This window comes from Pseudomonas sp. Pseusp10 (genome assembly GCF_059492225.1).
In genome coordinates this window covers 6,074,329-6,091,899 of sequence record NZ_CP168528.1, presented here as the reverse complement: position 1 = coordinate 6,091,899, position 17,571 = coordinate 6,074,329, and the positions used below count along the sequence as shown (strand labels likewise).

Annotated in this window: 17 protein-coding genes and 4 tRNA genes; 11 read left to right on the top strand and 10 right to left on the bottom strand. The window is 58.7% G+C overall.

The window, feature by feature from the left end:
- Positions 1–45: 45 nt before the first annotated feature.
- A complete protein-coding gene (gene thiO / locus ACEN8Z_RS27685) occupies positions 46–1,146 on the top strand; it encodes a glycine oxidase ThiO (protein ID WP_495596285.1) in 1,101 nt (366 codons plus the stop codon).
- 57 nt (positions 1,147–1,203) lie between these two features.
- Here thiO and ACEN8Z_RS27680 read toward each other — a convergent pair whose 3' ends face one another.
- From ACEN8Z_RS27680 to ACEN8Z_RS27670, 3 genes are all read right to left on the bottom strand, one after another.
- Complete coding sequence (locus ACEN8Z_RS27680) at positions 1,204–2,541, bottom strand: sigma-54-dependent transcriptional regulator (protein WP_495596284.1); 1,338 nt, start codon at positions 2,539–2,541, stop codon at positions 1,204–1,206.
- Between the two features lie 345 nt (positions 2,542–2,886).
- Complete coding sequence (locus ACEN8Z_RS27675; RefSeq protein ID WP_495596283.1) at positions 2,887–3,120, bottom strand: PP0621 family protein; 234 nt, start codon at positions 3,118–3,120, stop codon at positions 2,887–2,889.
- Positions 3,121–3,245: 125 nt separating this feature from the next.
- Positions 3,246–4,268, bottom strand: coding sequence for an outer membrane protein assembly factor BamD (locus tag ACEN8Z_RS27670; protein ID WP_007996400.1), 1,023 nt, complete (start codon positions 4,266–4,268; stop codon positions 3,246–3,248).
- 151 nt (positions 4,269–4,419) lie between these two features.
- On the opposite strand from ACEN8Z_RS27670, the gene rluD reads away from it, so the two are divergent.
- From rluD to ACEN8Z_RS27635, 7 genes are all read left to right on the top strand, one after another.
- Positions 4,420–5,382, top strand: a complete 963-nt coding sequence (gene rluD / locus ACEN8Z_RS27665; RefSeq protein WP_007990414.1) for a 23S rRNA pseudouridine(1911/1915/1917) synthase RluD — start codon at positions 4,420–4,422, stop codon at positions 5,380–5,382.
- On the top strand, positions 5,379–6,104 hold the full coding sequence (pgeF, locus tag ACEN8Z_RS27660) for a peptidoglycan editing factor PgeF (RefSeq protein ID WP_495596282.1): 726 nt from the start codon (positions 5,379–5,381) through the stop codon (positions 6,102–6,104). The genes rluD and pgeF overlap by 4 nt, the downstream gene beginning before the upstream one ends.
- Positions 6,105–6,234: 130 nt before the next feature.
- Positions 6,235–8,799, top strand: a complete 2,565-nt coding sequence (clpB, locus tag ACEN8Z_RS27655; protein ID WP_495596281.1) for an ATP-dependent chaperone ClpB — start codon at positions 6,235–6,237, stop codon at positions 8,797–8,799.
- 389 nt (positions 8,800–9,188) lie between these two features.
- Positions 9,189–9,264: transfer RNA gene (locus ACEN8Z_RS27650), tRNA-Asn, on the top strand.
- Positions 9,265–9,273: 9 nt separating this feature from the next.
- A tRNA-Pro gene (locus ACEN8Z_RS27645) sits at positions 9,274–9,350 on the top strand.
- Between the two features lie 5 nt (positions 9,351–9,355).
- A tRNA-Lys gene (locus ACEN8Z_RS27640) sits at positions 9,356–9,431 on the top strand.
- Positions 9,432–9,525: 94 nt separating this feature from the next.
- Positions 9,526–9,602 (top strand) — tRNA-Pro (locus ACEN8Z_RS27635).
- A gap of 172 nt (positions 9,603–9,774) precedes the next feature.
- Here the strand turns inward: ACEN8Z_RS27635 and ACEN8Z_RS27630 are convergent.
- The 3 genes from ACEN8Z_RS27630 to ACEN8Z_RS27620 all read right to left on the bottom strand — a co-directional run bounded on the left by ACEN8Z_RS27630 (position 9,775) and on the right by ACEN8Z_RS27620 (position 12,041).
- Positions 9,775–11,073 carry an NAD(P)/FAD-dependent oxidoreductase gene (locus tag ACEN8Z_RS27630; protein WP_495596280.1) on the bottom strand — a complete coding sequence of 433 codons (1,299 nt, stop codon included), beginning with the start codon at positions 11,071–11,073 and terminating at the stop codon, positions 9,775–9,777.
- A 63-nt stretch (positions 11,074–11,136) separates the two neighbouring features.
- The gene (locus ACEN8Z_RS27625) at positions 11,137–11,310 is read right to left on the bottom strand and encodes a DUF3094 family protein (protein ID WP_007996394.1); all 174 of its coding nucleotides are present in this window, start codon (positions 11,308–11,310) and stop codon (positions 11,137–11,139) included.
- A 104-nt stretch (positions 11,311–11,414) separates the two neighbouring features.
- The gene (locus tag ACEN8Z_RS27620; protein ID WP_007996391.1) at positions 11,415–12,041 is read right to left on the bottom strand and encodes a DUF1780 domain-containing protein; all 627 of its coding nucleotides are present in this window, start codon (positions 12,039–12,041) and stop codon (positions 11,415–11,417) included.
- Between the two features lie 137 nt (positions 12,042–12,178).
- Here ACEN8Z_RS27620 and ACEN8Z_RS27615 point away from each other — a divergent pair, with 137 nt between their 5' ends.
- Complete coding sequence (locus ACEN8Z_RS27615; RefSeq protein WP_495596279.1) at positions 12,179–12,868, top strand: energy-coupling factor ABC transporter permease; 690 nt, start codon at positions 12,179–12,181, stop codon at positions 12,866–12,868.
- Positions 12,869–12,902: 34 nt separating this feature from the next.
- Here the strand turns inward: ACEN8Z_RS27615 and yacG are convergent, their stop codons facing one another.
- Genes yacG through ACEN8Z_RS27595 form a run of 4 tightly spaced genes read right to left on the bottom strand, consistent with a single transcriptional unit; the run spans position 12,903 to position 15,811 of the window.
- Entirely contained in the window at positions 12,903–13,103 is a 201-nt protein-coding gene (gene yacG / locus ACEN8Z_RS27610; RefSeq protein ID WP_218432541.1) for a DNA gyrase inhibitor YacG, read from the bottom strand.
- Positions 13,100–13,723: a dephospho-CoA kinase gene (gene coaE, locus ACEN8Z_RS27605; protein WP_495596278.1), complete on the bottom strand. Its 624-nt coding sequence runs from the start codon at positions 13,721–13,723 to the stop codon at positions 13,100–13,102. Before coaE ends, yacG begins: the two co-directional genes overlap by 4 nt.
- Positions 13,720–14,592, bottom strand: a complete 873-nt coding sequence (locus ACEN8Z_RS27600; protein WP_495596277.1) for a prepilin peptidase — start codon at positions 14,590–14,592, stop codon at positions 13,720–13,722. Before ACEN8Z_RS27600 ends, coaE begins: the two co-directional genes overlap by 4 nt.
- Position 14,593: 1 nt before the next feature.
- Positions 14,594–15,811, bottom strand: coding sequence for a type II secretion system F family protein (locus ACEN8Z_RS27595; RefSeq protein WP_495596276.1), 1,218 nt, complete (start codon positions 15,809–15,811; stop codon positions 14,594–14,596).
- Positions 15,812–16,037: 226 nt separating this feature from the next.
- On the opposite strand from ACEN8Z_RS27595, the gene ACEN8Z_RS27590 reads away from it, so the two are divergent.
- Positions 16,038–16,460: a pilin gene (locus ACEN8Z_RS27590; RefSeq protein ID WP_108231259.1), complete on the top strand. Its 423-nt coding sequence runs from the start codon at positions 16,038–16,040 to the stop codon at positions 16,458–16,460.
- Positions 16,461–16,949: 489 nt separating this feature from the next.
- Positions 16,950–17,306 carry a BON domain-containing protein gene (locus tag ACEN8Z_RS27585; protein WP_007990383.1) on the top strand — a complete coding sequence of 119 codons (357 nt, stop codon included), beginning with the start codon at positions 16,950–16,952 and terminating at the stop codon, positions 17,304–17,306.
- Positions 17,307–17,571 lie beyond the last annotated feature (265 nt).

Genomic DNA, 17,571 nt, shown 5'->3' with positions numbered 1-17,571 from the left:
GGGTGCCTTTTGCACCCTCTGTCTATTTAACGATTGGATCAGAACATGACCAGGCAACAGCAAGTGGTGATTGTCGGCGGTGGGGTGATTGGCTTGCTGACGGCCTTCAATCTCGCCTCCGAAGTGCAAAGCGTTGTGCTGCTGGATCGCTCGAACGTTGGTCAGGAGTCGTCCTGGGCCGGTGGCGGCATCGTTTCGCCGCTTTACCCGTGGCGCTACAGCCCGGCGGTCACCGCGTTGGCTCACTGGTCCCAGGACTTTTATCCACAGCTGGGCGAGCGCTTGTTTGCCGCCACCGGCGTTGATCCTGAAGTGCACACCACCGGTCTGTACTGGCTGGATCTGGATGACGAGGCTGAAGCCTTGGCATGGGCCGCCCGGGAAAGTCGCCCGCTTAGCGCGGTGGATATTTCGGCAGCACATGACGCCGTGCCGGTTCTGGGCAGTGGTTTTTCCCGGGCGATCTATATGGCCGACGTCGCCAACGTGCGTAATCCGCGTCTGGTGAAGTCACTCAAGGCCGCGTTGCTGGCGCTGCCGAACGTGACGATCCATGAGCAGTGCGAAGTCAACGGGTTTGTTCGTGACGGCAACAAAGTGGTCGGCGTGCAGACCTCCACAGGTACTGTCTCGGGCGATCAAGTTGTCCTGACGGCGGGGGCCTGGAGCGGTGATCTGCTCAAGCTTCTTGATCTGACGCTACCGGTCGAGCCTGTGAAAGGGCAGATGATTCTCTACAAGTGTGCGGCGGATTTCCTGCCGAGCATGGTCCTGGCCAAGGGCCGTTATGCGATTCCCCGGCGCGACGGGCACATACTGATCGGCAGTACGCTGGAGCATGAGGGCTATGACAAGACGCCGACCGGGTCGGCGCTGGAAAGCCTGAAGGCGTCCGCGGTGGAGTTGATCCCGGCGCTGGCTGATGCCGAAGTGGTGGGGCACTGGGCCGGATTGCGCCCTGGATCACCCGAGGGCATTCCTTACATCGGCCCGGTACCGGGGTTTGACGGGCTCTGGCTCAACTGTGGGCATTACCGTAACGGACTAGTGTTGGCGCCAGCGTCATGTCAGTTGTTTGCCGATGTGATGCTGGGTCGTACGCCGATTATCGATCCGACGCCTTATGCGCCTGCAGGGCGGCTCTGACTGCTGGACAGTTGTTATTTGTCAGATCGCCATCGCGAACCTGCTCGCGATGGGGTCTCAATCCAGTCCCAACTTCTTGAGCCGGTAGCGCATCGACCTGAATGACAGATTCAACCGTTGAGCTGCCGCCGTGCGGTTCCAGCGGGTTTCCTCCAGGGCCTGGAGCAGCAGTTGGCGTTCGACGTTTTCCAGATAGGCTTCCAGATTGTCGATCCGGGTCAGGTCCGGCACGCCACCCTCAGCCCCACGGTTGCCTTCAGCCAGGCGCAGGTCACCGGCTTCGATCTGTTTGTTCTCACACAAGGTGTGCGCCCGTTCGAGCATGTTTTCCAGTTCCCGCACATTGCCCGGGAAGCGATAGCTTTTCAGCGCATCGAGGGCTTGGGGGTGGAGTCTGGCTGCAGGTTGACCGGTATCGGCAGCCAGGCGCTTGAGTATGTGGCTGGCTAGCATTTCGATATCATCGCGGCGCTCGCGCAAAGGCGGCACCCGGAGTTCGATCACGTTCAAACGGTAGTAAAGATCATGACGAAATCGTCCGGCGGCGACTTCGGCGCCAAGATCCTTGTGCGTGGCGCAGAGAATGCGTACATCTACCGCCTCTTCCTGCTGCCTGCCGACGCTGCGTACGGCTTTCTCCTGAATCGCACGCAGCAGTTTAACTTGCATGGCCAGCGGCAGGTCGGCCACTTCGTCGAGGAGCAGGGTGCCACCGTGAGCTGTCTGGAACAGGCCGGGTTTGTCTTCGATGGCGCCGCTGAAACTGCCTTTGCGATGACCGAAAAACTCGCTCTCCAGCAGCTCCGAAGGAATCGCCGCGCAGTTGATCGCAATGAACGGCTGATTGGCGCGGGGGCTTTGATCGTGGATCAGGCGCGCGACCAGCTCCTTGCCGCTGCCGGACTCTCCGCTGATGTATACCGTCGCATGGCTGCTGGCCAGTTTGGTGATGTGTTTGCGCAGGTTGCGCATGGGCAATGAGTCACCCAGTAAGCGACGATCGATACCGACCCCGCGGGCAGGAACCAGCAGGGCGCTGGTGACCAGTTCACGCAGACGCGCAAGGTCCACCGGTTTGGTCAGGAAGTCGAATGCCCCGGCCTTGAGCACATTGATCGCGTTTTCGAGACTGTCATAGGCGGTGATCATCGCCACCTGGACCTGAGGGTGGTGTAGCTGGATGTGCTGCACCAACTCCAGGCCGGTACCATCCGACAACTGCATGTCGGTCAGGCATAGATCGAAGGTTTCGCGATTTAGCAGGGATTGCGCTTCGCCGACGTTGCGGGCGTTGAACGTCTCCAGTTTCATCCTTCCCAGGGTGATTTCCAGGAGTTCGCGAACGTCCGGTTCATCATCGACGATCAAGACTTTTTGTCGTGGTCTCGTGTTCAACGTGGGTTCCGTCCGTGAGCATAGGTAATGCAAAAGCAGCCGCTTTCCTGGCGTCTCTTGAAGTCTAGGCGGGACAGAGTGCTTTCGCCCGGCTGGCCGGACGGATAAAGCCCCAGGCCCCTGATATGGGGGGCTGGGGCTTCGTTATCGAGTATTTCCAGTAATTTCAGGTCAAACCTTAGCGGCGACAGTTGCTCGCGGCACAGCAAGTGCAGGACGTTTTCGAATACCCGGTTCATTCGCAGAGAGTGATCTTGAATAATCTGAGTCAGACGTCGATCGATGCCTTTCAGTTCCTTGGGGGCGCGCGATAGTTCTCAATCGGCCGTCATTTCGGGTGAGGTGTCAGCGGCCTCTGGAACCTTTGTCTTGCTCGAGATGAGCCTGGCTGCAATACCATTGCTGGTCCAGTCTCAGTGCGCGGTCGCGCGGCAGGTGAACGCCACAATGGGCGCAACGGACCATGGGCGCCGCTTCCCGTTCGGCAGGGGGCTTGGGGGTGGAAGCCTGCCCCTTGAGTTTGCGCCAGAACCATACTGCAGCGGCAATCAGGGCAATCCAGAACAATAAACGAAGCATGGTGAGCTGCTTTTCGAATGATGGTCCGGCAGTTTAGCCAAGGACCTGTCAGGCGCACAGTGTAATAAATCGCTGAAATAAAAAAGGGAGACTCGAAAGTCTCCCTTTTTGTACAACCCGAGGTATCAGTCGAACACGCCGAAGGTCATGTAGCTGAACCACGAGCGGTCGCTGTTGTTGCCTTGCGCTTCGTGATCTTCTTCTTCGATCGCGTCGCCATTGCCGTCTTTAGGCTTGAGCTCGCTCGGGATCGCGTCCTTGGCGTCCTGGAACTGCCTCTGTACGTCCTGGTTGGCGCGGGTTTCGCCCGGTGGCAGCGGCGGACGGGACTCGATCAGGCCCAGGGTCGCCTTGCTCAGCCACGAACGGTTGTCGGCTTCGGCCACGGTCGGTACGAATTGACCGTCCACCAGCGTCGGGTGGTTCGGGTAGTTGAGCTTCAGGGTTTCCAGGCTGGTGGCCGCCAGTTCGTCCAGGTGCAGGCGCTGGTAGGACTCGGTCATCACCGCCAGGCCGTCGCCGACCGAAGGGGTTTCCTGGAAGTTTTCCACTACGTAACGACCGCGGTTCGCGGCGGCGACATAGGCTTGACGGGTCAGGTAATAGTCGGCCACGTGAATTTCGTAGGCCGCCAGCAGGTTGCGCAGATAAATCATGCGCTGCTTGGCGTCTGGCGAGTAGCGGCTGTTCGGGAAGCGGCTGGTCAGCTGGGCGAACTCGTTATAGGAGTCGCGGGCGGCGCCCGGGTCACGCTTGGTCATGTCCAGCGGCAGGAAACGCGACAGCAGGCCGACGTCCTGGTCGAAAGAAGTCAGGCCCTTGAGGTAGTAGGCATAATCGACGTTCGGATGCTGTGGGTGCAGGCGAATGAAGCGCTCAGCAGCGGACTTGGCCGCTTCTGGCTCGGTATTCTTGTAGTTGGCGTAGATGAGCTCGAGTTGCGCCTGGTCGGCATAGCGACCGAACGGATAACGCGATTCCAGAGCCTTCAGCTTGGCGATGGCACTGGTGTAGCTACTGTTGTCCAGGTCTTTTTGAGCCTGTTGGTACAGCTCGACTTCACTGAGGTTTTCGTCTACGACTTCCTTCGATGAGCAAGCAGCGGTCAATGCGAGGATGGCGATCAGCAGCAGGTGTTTCACTTGCATGGCGGCTTGCGTCCCTATGACGGCCGCTGTCTTGGGCGTGGCCGTCCTGTTATGATGAGCGCCCCGTTGAATAGCCTCGGGGCAAAAGACGCCGTATTTAACCACAAGCGCGCAGCCGAAACCAAAGGCTGTGCCGACGCCTAGTCTGAGCATGTCCGATAAAATTGAACTTCGCGCAGAGGTGCCGTCCGAATTGGGCGGCCAACGCCTCGATCAAGTCGCCGCACAACTATTCGCTGAGCACTCGCGCTCGCGCCTTTCCGCCTGGATCAAAGACGGCCGCCTGACTGTGGATGGGGCGGTTATCCGCCCGCGAGACATCGTTCACGGTGGCGCCATCCTTGAGCTGACTGCCGAGCAGGAAGCTCAGGGCGAATGGGTCGCTCAAGACATTGCCCTGGACATCGTCTACGAAGACGACGACATCCTGGTGATCAACAAGCCTGCGGGTCTGGTGGTGCACCCGGCTGCCGGTCACGCCGACGGCACCTTGCTCAACGCCTTGCTGCACCACGTGCCGGACATCATCAATGTGCCCCGCGCCGGTATTGTGCATCGCCTGGACAAGGACACCACCGGTCTGATGGTGGTGGCCAAGACCATTCAAGCGCAGACGCAGCTGGTTACACAGTTGCAGAGCCGTAGCGTCAGCCGGATCTACGAATGCATCGTGATTGGTGTGGTGACCGCTGGCGGCAAGATCAACGCGCCGATCGGTCGTCACGGCCAGCAGCGCCAGCGCATGGCCGTGATGGAAGGTGGCAAGCAAGCCGTCAGCCATTACCGCGTGCTTGAGCGCTTCCGCTCCCACACTCACGTGCGGGTGAAGCTGGAAACCGGTCGTACGCACCAGATTCGCGTGCACATGGCGCACATCAACTACCCGTTGGTCGGAGATCCTGCCTACGGTGGTCGTTTCCGGATTCCACCGGCCGCCAACCCAACCATGGTCGAATCCCTGAAAAACTTCCCGCGTCAGGCGCTGCATGCGCGTTTCCTGGAACTGGATCATCCGACCACCGGTAAGCGCATGAGCTGGGAATCGCCGTTGCCGGAAGATTTCGTCTGGCTGCTGACCCTGCTCAAGCAAGACCGCGAGGCGTTCATCGGATGAGTGACTGGCTGATTCCTGACTGGCCCGCGCCGGCTAGGGTCAAAGCCTGTGTGACCACCCGTGCGGGCGGCGTCAGTGTGGCGCCGTTCGACAGCCTCAACCTCGGCGATCACGTCGACGACAACCCTGAAGCGGTTGCCGAGAATCGCCGTCGTCTTACCGATCATTTCTCCATTCAACCGGCCTGGCTGCAGCAGGTTCACGGCATTGTCGTGGTCCATGCCGATCCGGCCCGGGTAGACACTGCCGATGCCAGTTGGACATCAACGCCGGGCGTCGCCTGCGCAGCGATGACTGCGGATTGCCTGCCCGCGCTGTTTTGCGACCGTGCCGGGACGCGTGTCGCGGCAGCCCATGCCGGTTGGCGCGGGCTGGCGGCGGGTGTGCTGGAAGCGACCCTCGACAGTCTGGCCGTACCTCCCGACGAGGTGCTGGTCTGGCTCGGCCCGGCCATTGGCCCGCAAGCCTTTGAAGTCGGTCCGGAAGTGCGCGAAACCTTTGTGCAGCAGTTGCCGCAAGCGGCAGAGGCCTTTGTGCCGAGCCATAACCCCGGCAAGTTCATGGCCGACATCTATATGCTGGCACGTCTGCGTCTGGCTGCTCGTGGCATCACTGCCGTCTATGGTGGCGGTTTCTGCACCGTTACCGACCCACGCTTCTTTTCTTACCGCCGCAGTCCTCGCACCGGTCGATTTGCCTCCTTGGTTTGGCTCGAACGCTAGACTTGTCTGACCTGCATCAACGTCACGACGCTTGAAACTCCCAGAATCGACCACATCTATTGCGGTATCTGGCAGGTTTCTTCATTCAGGATGTTTTATAGGTCCGGCCTGCTCAAAAGGAAGGTGACCCATGCGTATAGACCGTTTAACCAGCAAATTGCAGTTAGCGTTGTCCGATGCCCAATCCCTGGCTGTCGGCCACGATCATCCGGCCATTGAACCGGCGCACTTGATGCAAGCCTTGCTCGAGCAGCAGGGCGGCTCGATCAAGCCCCTGTTGATGCAGGTGGGCTTCGACGTCAACAGCCTGCGTAAAGAGCTGACCAAAGAGCTCGACCAGCTACCGAAAATCCAGAATCCGACCGGCGACGTGAACATGTCGCAAGATCTGGCACGCCTGCTCAATCAGGCCGATCGTCTGGCCCAACAGAAAGGTGACCAGTTCATCTCCAGCGAGCTGGTACTGCTCGCCGCCATGGACGAGAACAGCAAGCTCGGCAAACTGTTGCTCGGCCAGGGCGTGAGCAAGAAAGCCCTGGAAAATGCGATCAACAACCTGCGCGGTGGTGAGGCCGTCAACGACCCTAACCACGAAGAAGCGCGACAGGCACTGGATAAATACACCATCGACCTGACCAAGCGCGCCGAAGACGGCAAGCTGGATCCGGTGATTGGCCGTGACGACGAGATTCGCCGGACCATCCAGGTGCTGCAACGCCGCACGAAGAACAACCCGGTGCTGATCGGTGAGCCTGGCGTGGGTAAAACCGCCATCGCCGAAGGCCTGGCCCAGCGCATCATCAATGGCGAAGTGCCGGATGGCCTCAAGGGCAAGCGCCTGTTGTCCCTGGACATGGGGGCGTTGATTGCCGGTGCCAAGTATCGCGGTGAGTTCGAAGAACGGCTCAAGGCGTTGCTCAACGAGCTGTCGAAGCAGGAAGGGCAGATCATCCTGTTCATCGACGAACTGCATACCATGGTCGGCGCCGGTAAGGCCGAAGGCTCGATGGATGCGGGCAATATGCTCAAGCCGGCCCTGGCCCGCGGTGAACTGCACTGCGTGGGTGCCACCACGCTCAACGAATACCGCCAATACATAGAGAAGGACGCCGCTCTCGAGCGACGCTTCCAGAAAGTGCTGGTGGACGAGCCGAGCGAAGAAGACACCATCGCCATCCTGCGTGGCCTCAAGGAGCGTTATGAGGTTCACCACAAGGTGGCGATCACCGACGGCGCGATCATTGCCGCGGCCAAGCTCAGCCATCGTTACATCACTGACCGGCAGCTACCGGACAAGGCAATCGACCTGATCGACGAAGCCGCCAGCCGCATCCGCATGGAGATCGACTCCAAACCGGAAGTGCTGGACCGTCTGGAGCGTCGCCTGATTCAACTTAAGGTGGAATCCCAGGCGCTGAAGAAAGAAAGCGACGACGCGGCGAAGAAGCGTCTGGAAAAACTGCAGGAAGAAATCGCTCGTCATGAGCGTGAGTACTCGGATCTCGAAGAAATCTGGAACTCGGAAAAAGCCGAAGTCCAGGGTTCGGCGCAGATCCAGCAGAAAATCGAGCAGTCCCGTCAGGAGCTGGAAGCGGCCCGCCGTAAGGGCGACCTGAACCGTATGGCGGAGTTGCAGTACGGGGTGATCCCGGACCTGGAGCGCAGCCTGCAAATGGTCGACCAGCATGGCAAACCTGAAAACCAGTTGCTGCGCAGCAAGGTGACCGAAGAAGAGATCGCCGAAGTCGTGTCGAAGTGGACCGGTATTCCGGTGTCGAAAATGCTCGAAGGCGAGCGCGAAAAACTGATGAAGATGGAAAGCCTGTTGCACCAGCGTGTGATCGGCCAGGACGAAGCGGTCGTGGCGGTTTCCAATGCGGTGCGGCGTTCGCGTGCCGGGTTGTCCGACCCGAATCGCCCGAGCGGCTCGTTCATGTTCCTCGGCCCGACCGGTGTCGGTAAAACCGAGCTGTGCAAGGCGCTGGCCGAATTCCTCTTCGATACTGAAGAGGCAATGGTGCGGATCGACATGTCCGAGTTCATGGAGAAACATTCCGTGGCTCGCCTGATTGGTGCTCCTCCAGGCTATGTAGGCTACGAGGAGGGCGGTTATCTGACCGAGGCGGTGCGTCGCAAGCCTTACTCGGTGATCTTGCTGGACGAGGTCGAGAAGGCGCATCCGGATGTGTTCAACATCTTGCTGCAAGTGCTCGAAGACGGGCGTCTGACCGACAGTCATGGCCGTACGGTGGATTTCAAGAACACCGTGATTGTCATGACGTCCAACCTGGGCTCGGTGCAGATCCAGGAGCTGGTCGGTGATCGTGAGGCCCAGCGTGCAGCGGTGATGGATGCAATTTCCAGCCACTTCCGGCCGGAGTTCATCAACCGGGTCGACGAAGTGGTGATCTTCGAGCCATTGGCGCGGGATCAGATCGCCGGCATTACCGAGATCCAGTTGGGTCGTCTGCGTAGCCGTCTGACCGAGCGGGAGCTGAAGCTTGAACTCAGCCCTGAGGCCATGGACAAGCTGATCGCGGTCGGATACGACCCGGTATATGGTGCTCGACCGCTCAAGCGCGCGATCCAGCGCTGGATCGAGAACCCGCTGGCGCAGTTGATCCTGTCCGGTCGATTCATGCCGGGCGATACCGCTCACGGTGTGGTGGAAAACGACGAAATCGTCTTCGTCTGATCCTCTGTGGGAGCGAGCTTGCTCGCGATGGTCGTTAACGATAACGCGTACTTCCTGGATGAGCGCGGTGTCATTGAGTCCATCGCGAGCAAGCTCGCTCCCACAAGAACAGCATTGTTCGCATTGCGAGGCCTTTTTTTCGTTAGGCTGTTGAACTCAAAGGAAAAGGCTTGTAAAGTGCGCCCCGCAGTAAGTCACCCGCCAGGGTTTCCGCTCCCCAAGCAGGAATCCAAAATAAGTTGCAAATCATTAACTTGAAAGCAATTTAGGGGGTTGACAGAGGTGCTGAAGATTGTAGAATAGCGCGCCTCAGACACACGAACGCAGCGATGCGAACGGGTTGAAGAGAACGCTGTAAAGCTTCAAAGTTGTAAATTGAAATGTGTAGTTCCGTGATAGCTCAGTCGGTAGAGCAAATGACTGTTAATCATTGGGTCCCAGGTTCGAGTCCTGGTCACGGAGCCAATTTCAAACCGGGGTATAGCGCAGTCCGGTAGCGCGCCTGCTTTGGGAGCAGGATGTCAGGAGTTCGAATCCCCTTACCCCGACCATATTTGGGTCGTTAGCTCAGTTGGTAGAGCAGTTGGCTTTTAACCAATTGGTCGTAGGTTCGAATCCCACACGACCCACCATTTTTGAAACCAGCTAGCGCTGGAATCGAATCTTAAGATCAGACGCCAAAAGCTCTGTTCGCAGAAGGCGCCTTTCAAAGGTGCCTTTTTTTACCGGGGTATAGCGCAGTCCGGTAGCGCGCCTGCTTTGGGAGCAGGATGTCAGGAGTTCGAATCCCCTTACCCCGACCATATTAAAAATCCTCGTATCGAAAGATACGGGGATTTTTTTTGCTTTCGAAAATACTGGGCGTGCCGCAAAACCCTGTGGGAGTGAGCTTGCTCGCGATGACGGTGTATCAGGCGACATTGATATCGACAGAAAGGACGCCATCGCGAGCAAGCTCGCTCCCACAGGTTTACATCAGTGCAGCTTGAGCCGTGGCTCAGTACCACGCCCGATCTTGCTGCCGAGCATCAGCATCGCCGTGCGAAACGGCCCGTACAGCGCCATCTGGTGCATGCGGTACAGCGACACGTAGAACATCCGCGCGAGCCAGCCTTCGAGCATCACACTGCCGGTGAGGTTGCCCATCAAGTTACCCACAGCCGAAAAACGCGACAGCGAGATCAGCGAGCCGTAGTCGGTGTACTTGTACTCCGGCAACGCCTTGCCTTCGATGCGCAGTTTCAACGATTTGGCCAGCAATGAAGCCTGTTGGTGAGCGGCCTGGGCACGTGGCGGCACATTGCGGTCGCTGCCCGGTTGCGGGCAGGCGGCGCAGTCACCGAACGCGAAGATGTTCTCGTCACGGGTGGTTTGCAGGGTCGGCAGCACTTGCAGCTGATTGATGCGGTTGGTTTCCAGGCCATCGATGTCCTTGAGGAAACCCGGTGCGCGAATCCCTGCGGCCCAGACTTTCAGGCTGGCCTTGATCACGTTGCCATCGGCGGTGATCAGGCTGTCTGCCGTCACTTCGCTGACAGCGGCATTGGTCATGACGTTGACCCCGAGTTTCTCCAGGGTTTTATGCACCGGTCCACCGATACGCTCGGGCAGGGCAGGCAATACCCGTTGCCCGGCTTCGATCAGGGTGATGTGCATGTTTTCCGGTTTGATCCGGTCCAGGCCATAGGCCGCCAGTTCATGGGCGGCGTTGTGCAGCTCGGCGGCCAGCTCGACCCCGGTGGCACCGGCACCGACGATGGCCACGCTGATTTGTTCGACCGCGTCGGTTTGCCCTGCGTGAGCACGCAAGTAGTGATTGAGCAGTTGCTGGTGGAAACGCTCGGCCTGTTTGCGAGTGTCGAGGAACAGGCAGTGTTGCGCCGCGCCCTGGGTGCCGAAATCGTTGGTGGTGCTGCCGACTGAGATCACCAGCGAGTCGTAAGGCACTTCGCGGGCTGGCACCAGTTCCAGGCCGGCTTCGTCATAGGTGGCAGCCAGCTGGATTTTCTTGCGCGCGCGATCGAGCCCGCTCATGCGCCCCAGCTGGAACTCGAAGTGGTTCCATTTGGCCTGGGCGACATAGTTGAGTTCGTCTTCGGAAGAGTTCAGGGAGCCGGCCGCCACTTCGTGCAACAACGGTTTCCAGATGTGGGTCAGGTTCGCGTCGACCAGCATCACACTGGCCGTGCCGCGCTTGCCCAGAGTCTTACCCAGACGGGTAGCCAACTCCAGACCGCCGGCGCCGCCGCCAACGATGACAATACGATGAGTCATGGGGATATCTCGCAAGGCTAAAAGAAATCTTTGTCGTCGTTACCCAAGCGAGCGCAAGGCAGCTCATAGCGTCAGGTAACTGATAAGTCGGCTCAACAGGCCCAGACCAATGGTCACTGCCAGCACCAGCACCAGGAGCATCCACGGCCGGAATGGCCGGCGCTCGACTCGGTGCTGGGACAGTTGCAGGTACTCTTCGACATGCTTCTGGTCGTCGGGGTTCAGGCGGCTGGTCATATCGGGCCTCGTCAGGGGTAGACGTTGCTGAGTGTGTAGAAGCTACAGGGAAATTATTCAGCTGTGAACGGAGCTTAGCTGCTGACCGGGGAAAGGCTCGAGGCTCAAAGGCTGATCCCGACGTCAAAGACAATGCTGCGCCCCAGGTTGCTGCGCAGGAAGTCCGGTGCATCCGGATGGGCGAACAGCACGCGGGCAAATGTCGGCCCAACCAATGACAGCGAACGCCAGCCCTGGCGCAGGTATTCGGTCGGCGGCGGGAAATGGCTGTTGAGGTCCAGCACTTCGCGTTTGAGGCTGGCGAAGGCAATGATGTCCAGCTCACCCAGATCCATGCCGCGTTCTTTGTAGTTGTGCGCCTTTTTGCGCAAGGTCGGCGCCAGTCTGAGCAAAAACTCATTGGCCGGTATGCGCCGGGGCTTGGCTTCGCGGCGCACCAGTTGGCTCAGGGAAAACGCGCTGCGGCGCCTTTGCAGTTCGTTGCGCCATTCATCGTTGAGGCGCCGGCCTTCGTCGAGCACGAAGAACACCTCGAAACTGGCATCGCGAAACAACACATCCGGTGGCTCCCCGGCGGGGGCAAATTCATCGGCACGATAGGGAATATTCAAGCCTTGCAGCAGGCGCTGGCAAACCCAACGCTCACGCTCCCATTTGCGGGCATTGGACAGGAATGCGTTGGCCTGCTCGGCGGCGATGGTCAGCAGGCGTAAATAATCTGAGTCATCCATAGGCCCAAGCTTAGCGTTCAATTGCGACAAGCAGAAAGCTTTGCATCGGCTGGAGCAACTTTGCCGCCGTAGTAGACTGCCGGGTATCGGGCCTGAACAACCAGGGAGTCTGCGGTGAAGGACAGAGGATTGGCCACATGATTGGTGCAGAGCTGCTGACACTGGAAACGCTGTCAGTCGGCTGGCTGATTTACCTGCCAGTGCTGATCTGGGCGGTCTGCCGCGCCCCATGGGTTGAGTTGTTCACCGACAGTCGGCGCCAGCATTTGCTGTTCGGGACGGTATTTTCGCTGTTTCTGCTGTGGCTGGTGCGGCGGGATTTCGATACTGGCGTTTCATATCACTTTATCGGCATGACGGCGGTGACCCTGCTGCTGGACTGGCCACTGGCGATCGTCGGCGGGCTGGTGGCGCAAGCGGGGCTGGTGCTGCTGGGGCGTCAGGACCTTACGGCGATGGGAGTGAATGGCGCGCTGTTCATTCTGTTGCCGGTACTGGTCACTGAATGCTGCGCGATTCTGGTAGAGCGTGCGCAGCCAAAAAACCTCTTCGTGTATATCTTCGTCTCCGGTTTCTTTGCCGCGGCACTTTCGGCGTTGCTGTGTCTGGTGCTGGCGCTCACGGTGTTGTGGTACGACGAGTTGTTTGCCATGCCGTACTGGCTCGAGGATTTTGTCGGTTACCTGTGGCTGATCATCTTTCCCGAGGCGTTTATCAACGGCATGGTGGTCAGTGCGCTGGTGGTGTTCTGCCCGGAATGGCTGGAGACGTTCAACCGCACCCGCTACCTCTCGGCACCGTGGAAAGACGACGACCCCAAGCCTTGATCCGGATCAAGGCCTGAAATCGCCGCAGTCGGGATCAATGACGCGGGTCGAAGTCGCCGCTGAACATCTCGTCCTCGGCATCGGGGGGCACTGGAATCTTGTGTTCTTCGGACGCCCAGGCACCCAGGTCGATCAGTTTGCAGCGGTCGGAGCAGAATGGTCGGAATTTACTCTCGGCCGTCCATTCCACGGGGGCGCCACAGGTTGGGCATTCGACGGTTGTTGGTTGGCTCATGACTGGCCTCCACGCAAAGAAAGATAAAAGTGATGCAGGCGTTCGACCTCGCTGTTCAGCCAGGCAAGGTCGCGGTCATTGACCACGACGTCGTCGGCATGGCTCACGCGATCCTGGCGGCTGGACTGGGCCTTGAGGATCGCCTGGACTTGCTGCTCGCTGGTCTGGTCACGTTGCAGGGTGCGTTCGATCTGCAATTGTTCGGGCGCATCGATCACCAGCACCCGTTGGGTCATGGCGTATTGCCCGGACTCGATCAGCAGCGGCGAAACCAGAATTGCATAAGGCGATTTTGCCAGCGCCAGGTGGTGAGCGATTTCCTCGCCGATCAGTGGATGCAGGAGGGCCTCCAGCCAGCGGCGTTCTTCGGGAACCTCGAAGATCAACTTGCGAAGCGCAGCGCGGTCCAGTTGCCCGTCGGATTGCAACACGCCGGGGCCGAAGTGTTCGGCGATTTTTGTCAGTGCCGGGCGGCCAGGTTCAACTACCCAGCGAGCGGCATGATCGGCGTCGACCACATGCACGCCCAGATCGATGAAGTGTTGGGCAGCCGCACTTTTGCCGCTGCCGATGCCGCCGGTCAGGCCGAGAATCCAGGGTTTTTCCACAGGGGTATTCATTTCAAACCGACAAACTGCCAATAGAGGTCGGTTATTTGACCACCCCAGAGCAAGGCAATCCAGCCGGCAATGGCCAGATAGGGGCCGAAAGGGATCGGCGTTGAAGTTTTTGCATTGCGCAAGCGCAGGGTAATCAGCCCGATAATGGCCCCTACCAGCGAGGACAGCAGAATGGTCAGTGGCAAAATCTGCCAGCCACCCCAGGCGCCCAGCATCGCCAGCAGCTTGAAATCACCGTGGCCCATGCCTTCCTTGCCCGTGATCAGCTTGAATAGCCAGAACATCGACCACAGGAGGGTGTAACCGGCTATCGCACCCCATAACGCCTCGTGCAGCGACACGAACAGGCTGAAACTGTTGACGATCAACCCCAGCCACATCAACGGCAGCACCAGTACGTCCGGCAATATCTGATGTTCGGCGTCGATCAGGCTCATCGCCAGCAAACCCCAGCTCAGGATCAGCACCAGGCCGGCGGGCCAACCGAAGCCGAAGTGCCAGGCAACAAACGCCGACAACAGCCCGCAAGCCAGTTCGGTCAACGGATAGCGCGGGCTGATCGCTGCTGCACAGGCTGAACAGCGGCCGCGCAAAAACACATAACTGAGCAGCGGGATGTTTTCCCAGGCGCGGATTCGGTGACCGCAGTGCGGGCACTGGGAGTGGGGCAGCATCAAGTTGTAGGTCGGCAGCGGCGTTTCGCCAGGCAGCCCGAGAATGTCATGGGCCTGCTCACGCCAGTCGCGTTCGAGCATTTTCGGCAGGCGCCAGATCACGACATTGAGGAAGCTGCCGACCAACAGGCCGGTGATGCCTGCGAGAAGGACAAAGGCCAGCGCAGAGTGAATCAGGATTTCATTCAAGGGCATGTCAGATCGCTGAGCCGAGTTGGAAGATGGGCAGGTACATGGCAACTACCAGTCCACCGACGATAACACCCAGCACCACCATGATGAACGGTTCCATCAGGCTGGTGAGGTTATCGACCATGTTATCGACGTTTTCTTCGTAAAATCCCGCGACTTTGTCGAGCATGGCGTCCAGGGTCCCTGACTCTTCGCCGATGGCCGTCATCTGTATCGCCATGTTCGGAAAGACGCCGCAGGTACGCATGGCGAAATTCAATTGCATGCCGGTCGAAACGTCTTGCCGGATGCGCAATACCGCGCGCTTGAACACGATATTGCCGGTCGCGCCGGCCACTGATTCCAGGGCCTCGACCAGTGGCACGCCGGCAGCGAAAGTGGTCGACAGTGTACGGGCGAACCGGGCCACGGCGGACTTGTGCATCAGGGTGCCCACCAGCGGCAGTTTCAGCAGCCAGGTGTCCATGCGGTCACGAAAGGCCGGGGAAGTCTTGAAGGCGTGGCGCATACCGAAGGCCATCGCGGTCAGCGCGCCAAGGACCGTCCACCACCAGGCCTGCATGAATTGCGAAAGGCCAATGACCATCACGGTGAAAGCCGGCAGTTCGGCGCCAAAGCCTTTGAACACCGACTCGAACTGCGGCACTACATTGACCAGCAGAATCCCGGTGACAATCGCCGCGACGAACACCACCACCAGCGGGTAGGTCATGGCTTTCCTGACCCTGGCCTTGAGACTTTCGCTTTTTTCCTTGTAGGTCGCGACCCGCTCCAAAAGGGTGTCGAGAGCACCGGCCTGCTCGCCGGCATCCACCAGGTTGCAATACAGTTCATCGAAATACCGGGGCTTCTTGCGCAGGGCGGCGGCAAAGCTGTTGCCTGCCACGACTTCCTGTTTCAGTTCGTCTACCAGCTTGCGCATGGCCTGATTGTCGAAGCCTTCGCCGATGATGTCGAACGACTGCAACAACGGCACGCCGGCCTTCATCATCGTCGCCATTTGCCGGGTGAACAGGGCGATGTCCTGGGCCTTGATGCGCTTGCCCATGTTGAACAGCGAATGGTTTTTTTTGCGAACCTTGCCGGGATTGATGCCTTGCTTGCGCAGTTTCGCCTTGATCAGCGCCGGGTTTTGAGCGCTGAGCTCGCCGGTTACCTTTGTACCTTTGCGGTCGATGCCTTCCCATGCATACACGCTGATTTTCGTTGCCTTGACCGTCATGTTCAGTCCTGGGTAATCCGGTTGAATTGCTCTTATAGCCTAGTCAAACGACTGAGCCAAACCCGCAAGGGTGAGGTGACAAAAAACGTCAGTTAGTGCTGATCCCGGTAGTAGGGCCGGGCTTTGCGGCCGCTACGGCCCCAGCCAATAGGGGCTTTGGCGTTGGCACAGGCTGTGCTGCCATGGGGCAGATCATGAGCCTTCGACTCATGCATGGAGCCTGTACATGAACAATCAAAAAGGTTTTACCCTGATCGAGTTGCTCGTCGTGGTGGCGATCATCGGGATCCTGGCAACACTGGGTCTGCCGATGTATTCCAAATACCAGGCTCGGGCCAAAGTCACGGCGGCGCTGGCCGAACTGACAGCAATGAAGGTGCCGTTCGAGGATGTGATCAACCAGGGGGACACCCCGACAATTGCCAACGTGGCGCCCGCCGGCGCGACATCGACTAACCACTGCGCCCTGTCAGTGACGGCTTCAACGCCAGAAGGGGCGGGATCAATCGTTTGTACGTTGCAGAATGCCCCGGGGGTGGTCGTGGGCAAAACCGTCACCCTGACACGGAACGAAACTAAAGGCTGGTCGTGTAAAGGCACCGTATCCCAGGATTATTTGCCTAAAGGGTGTTCCGGTCCTGCGACATGAATAGCTGAATCAAGTCCCCGCCATTGCGTAATGCCGATCAGTTAAGCCACAACGCAATCTGTAGCAGCTGCCGAAGGCTGCGTCCGGCTGCGCAGCAGTCGTAAATCCGGCTTTCACGATCTCTCTGACGTACCGCGAACTTTGATTTTACGACTGCTGCGCAGCCGGACGCAGCCTTCGGCAGCTGCTACAAGGAAGGCGTAGCGGTACCGCCATTGCGAGGTTTTTTGTTTGTCGGCTGGTTATCTAAAGCTACAGGGAAAGCTCAGAAATTCAGCACCTTAGGAACTTTCCACAAACCCGCAACTTGCATGCAGCGTTTCTGCGTCTCGTGCATTTTGCATGATTCCGGGGATTAGCTAATTTTATAACTTATTGATTTTAAAGATTTTATATCTGCTTAAAAGTTGGCACAGCGTTCGCAATATCCTTGGTAACCCTGCCGACAAGACAACCGGCAGACTTTCCAGAAAAACAGGAGTTACTCGTATGAAGAAGTTCGCTATTGCTGCCGCTACTGCTACCGCGTTGACCCTGACCATGGCAAACGCGGCATTCGCCCAGACCACTCAAGCCACCCAGGCTCCAATGACCCTGGCGGCGGGTGAAATGACCAAGGCTACAGAAGCTACTTCCGATACCTGGATCACCACCAAAGTCAAAGCCGACCTTATGACCGAAAAAGGCATTCCAGGTAGCGACATCAAGGTTGAAACCAACAAAGGCGTGGTATCGCTGTCGTCGACCACCGCCGTGACCGAAATGCAAAAAGATACGGCTGTGGCCATCACCAAGAAAATCAAAGGCGTCAAGGCGGTCTCCGCTGACGGCCTCAAAGCCGAGTAAGGCAAGGCTTCTCGCCTGGACCGGGAGAGGGCGCGATAGACGGGCCGAGCCATACGTCTGTTGCAACCTGAGCGTTCATGCGAACGGCCCACAGGATCTGGCCACCACAGGCCCCGCGCATTTTTGCCGGGGCCTGTTCCATGTGTAGCACCGCAAATCAATTTGTAGGAGCGAGCTTGCTCGCGATGGTGTCAGAACAGTCGAAATCAATGTTGCCTGAAAGACAGTCATCGCGAGCAGGCTCGCTCCCACATTGAGTGGTGTT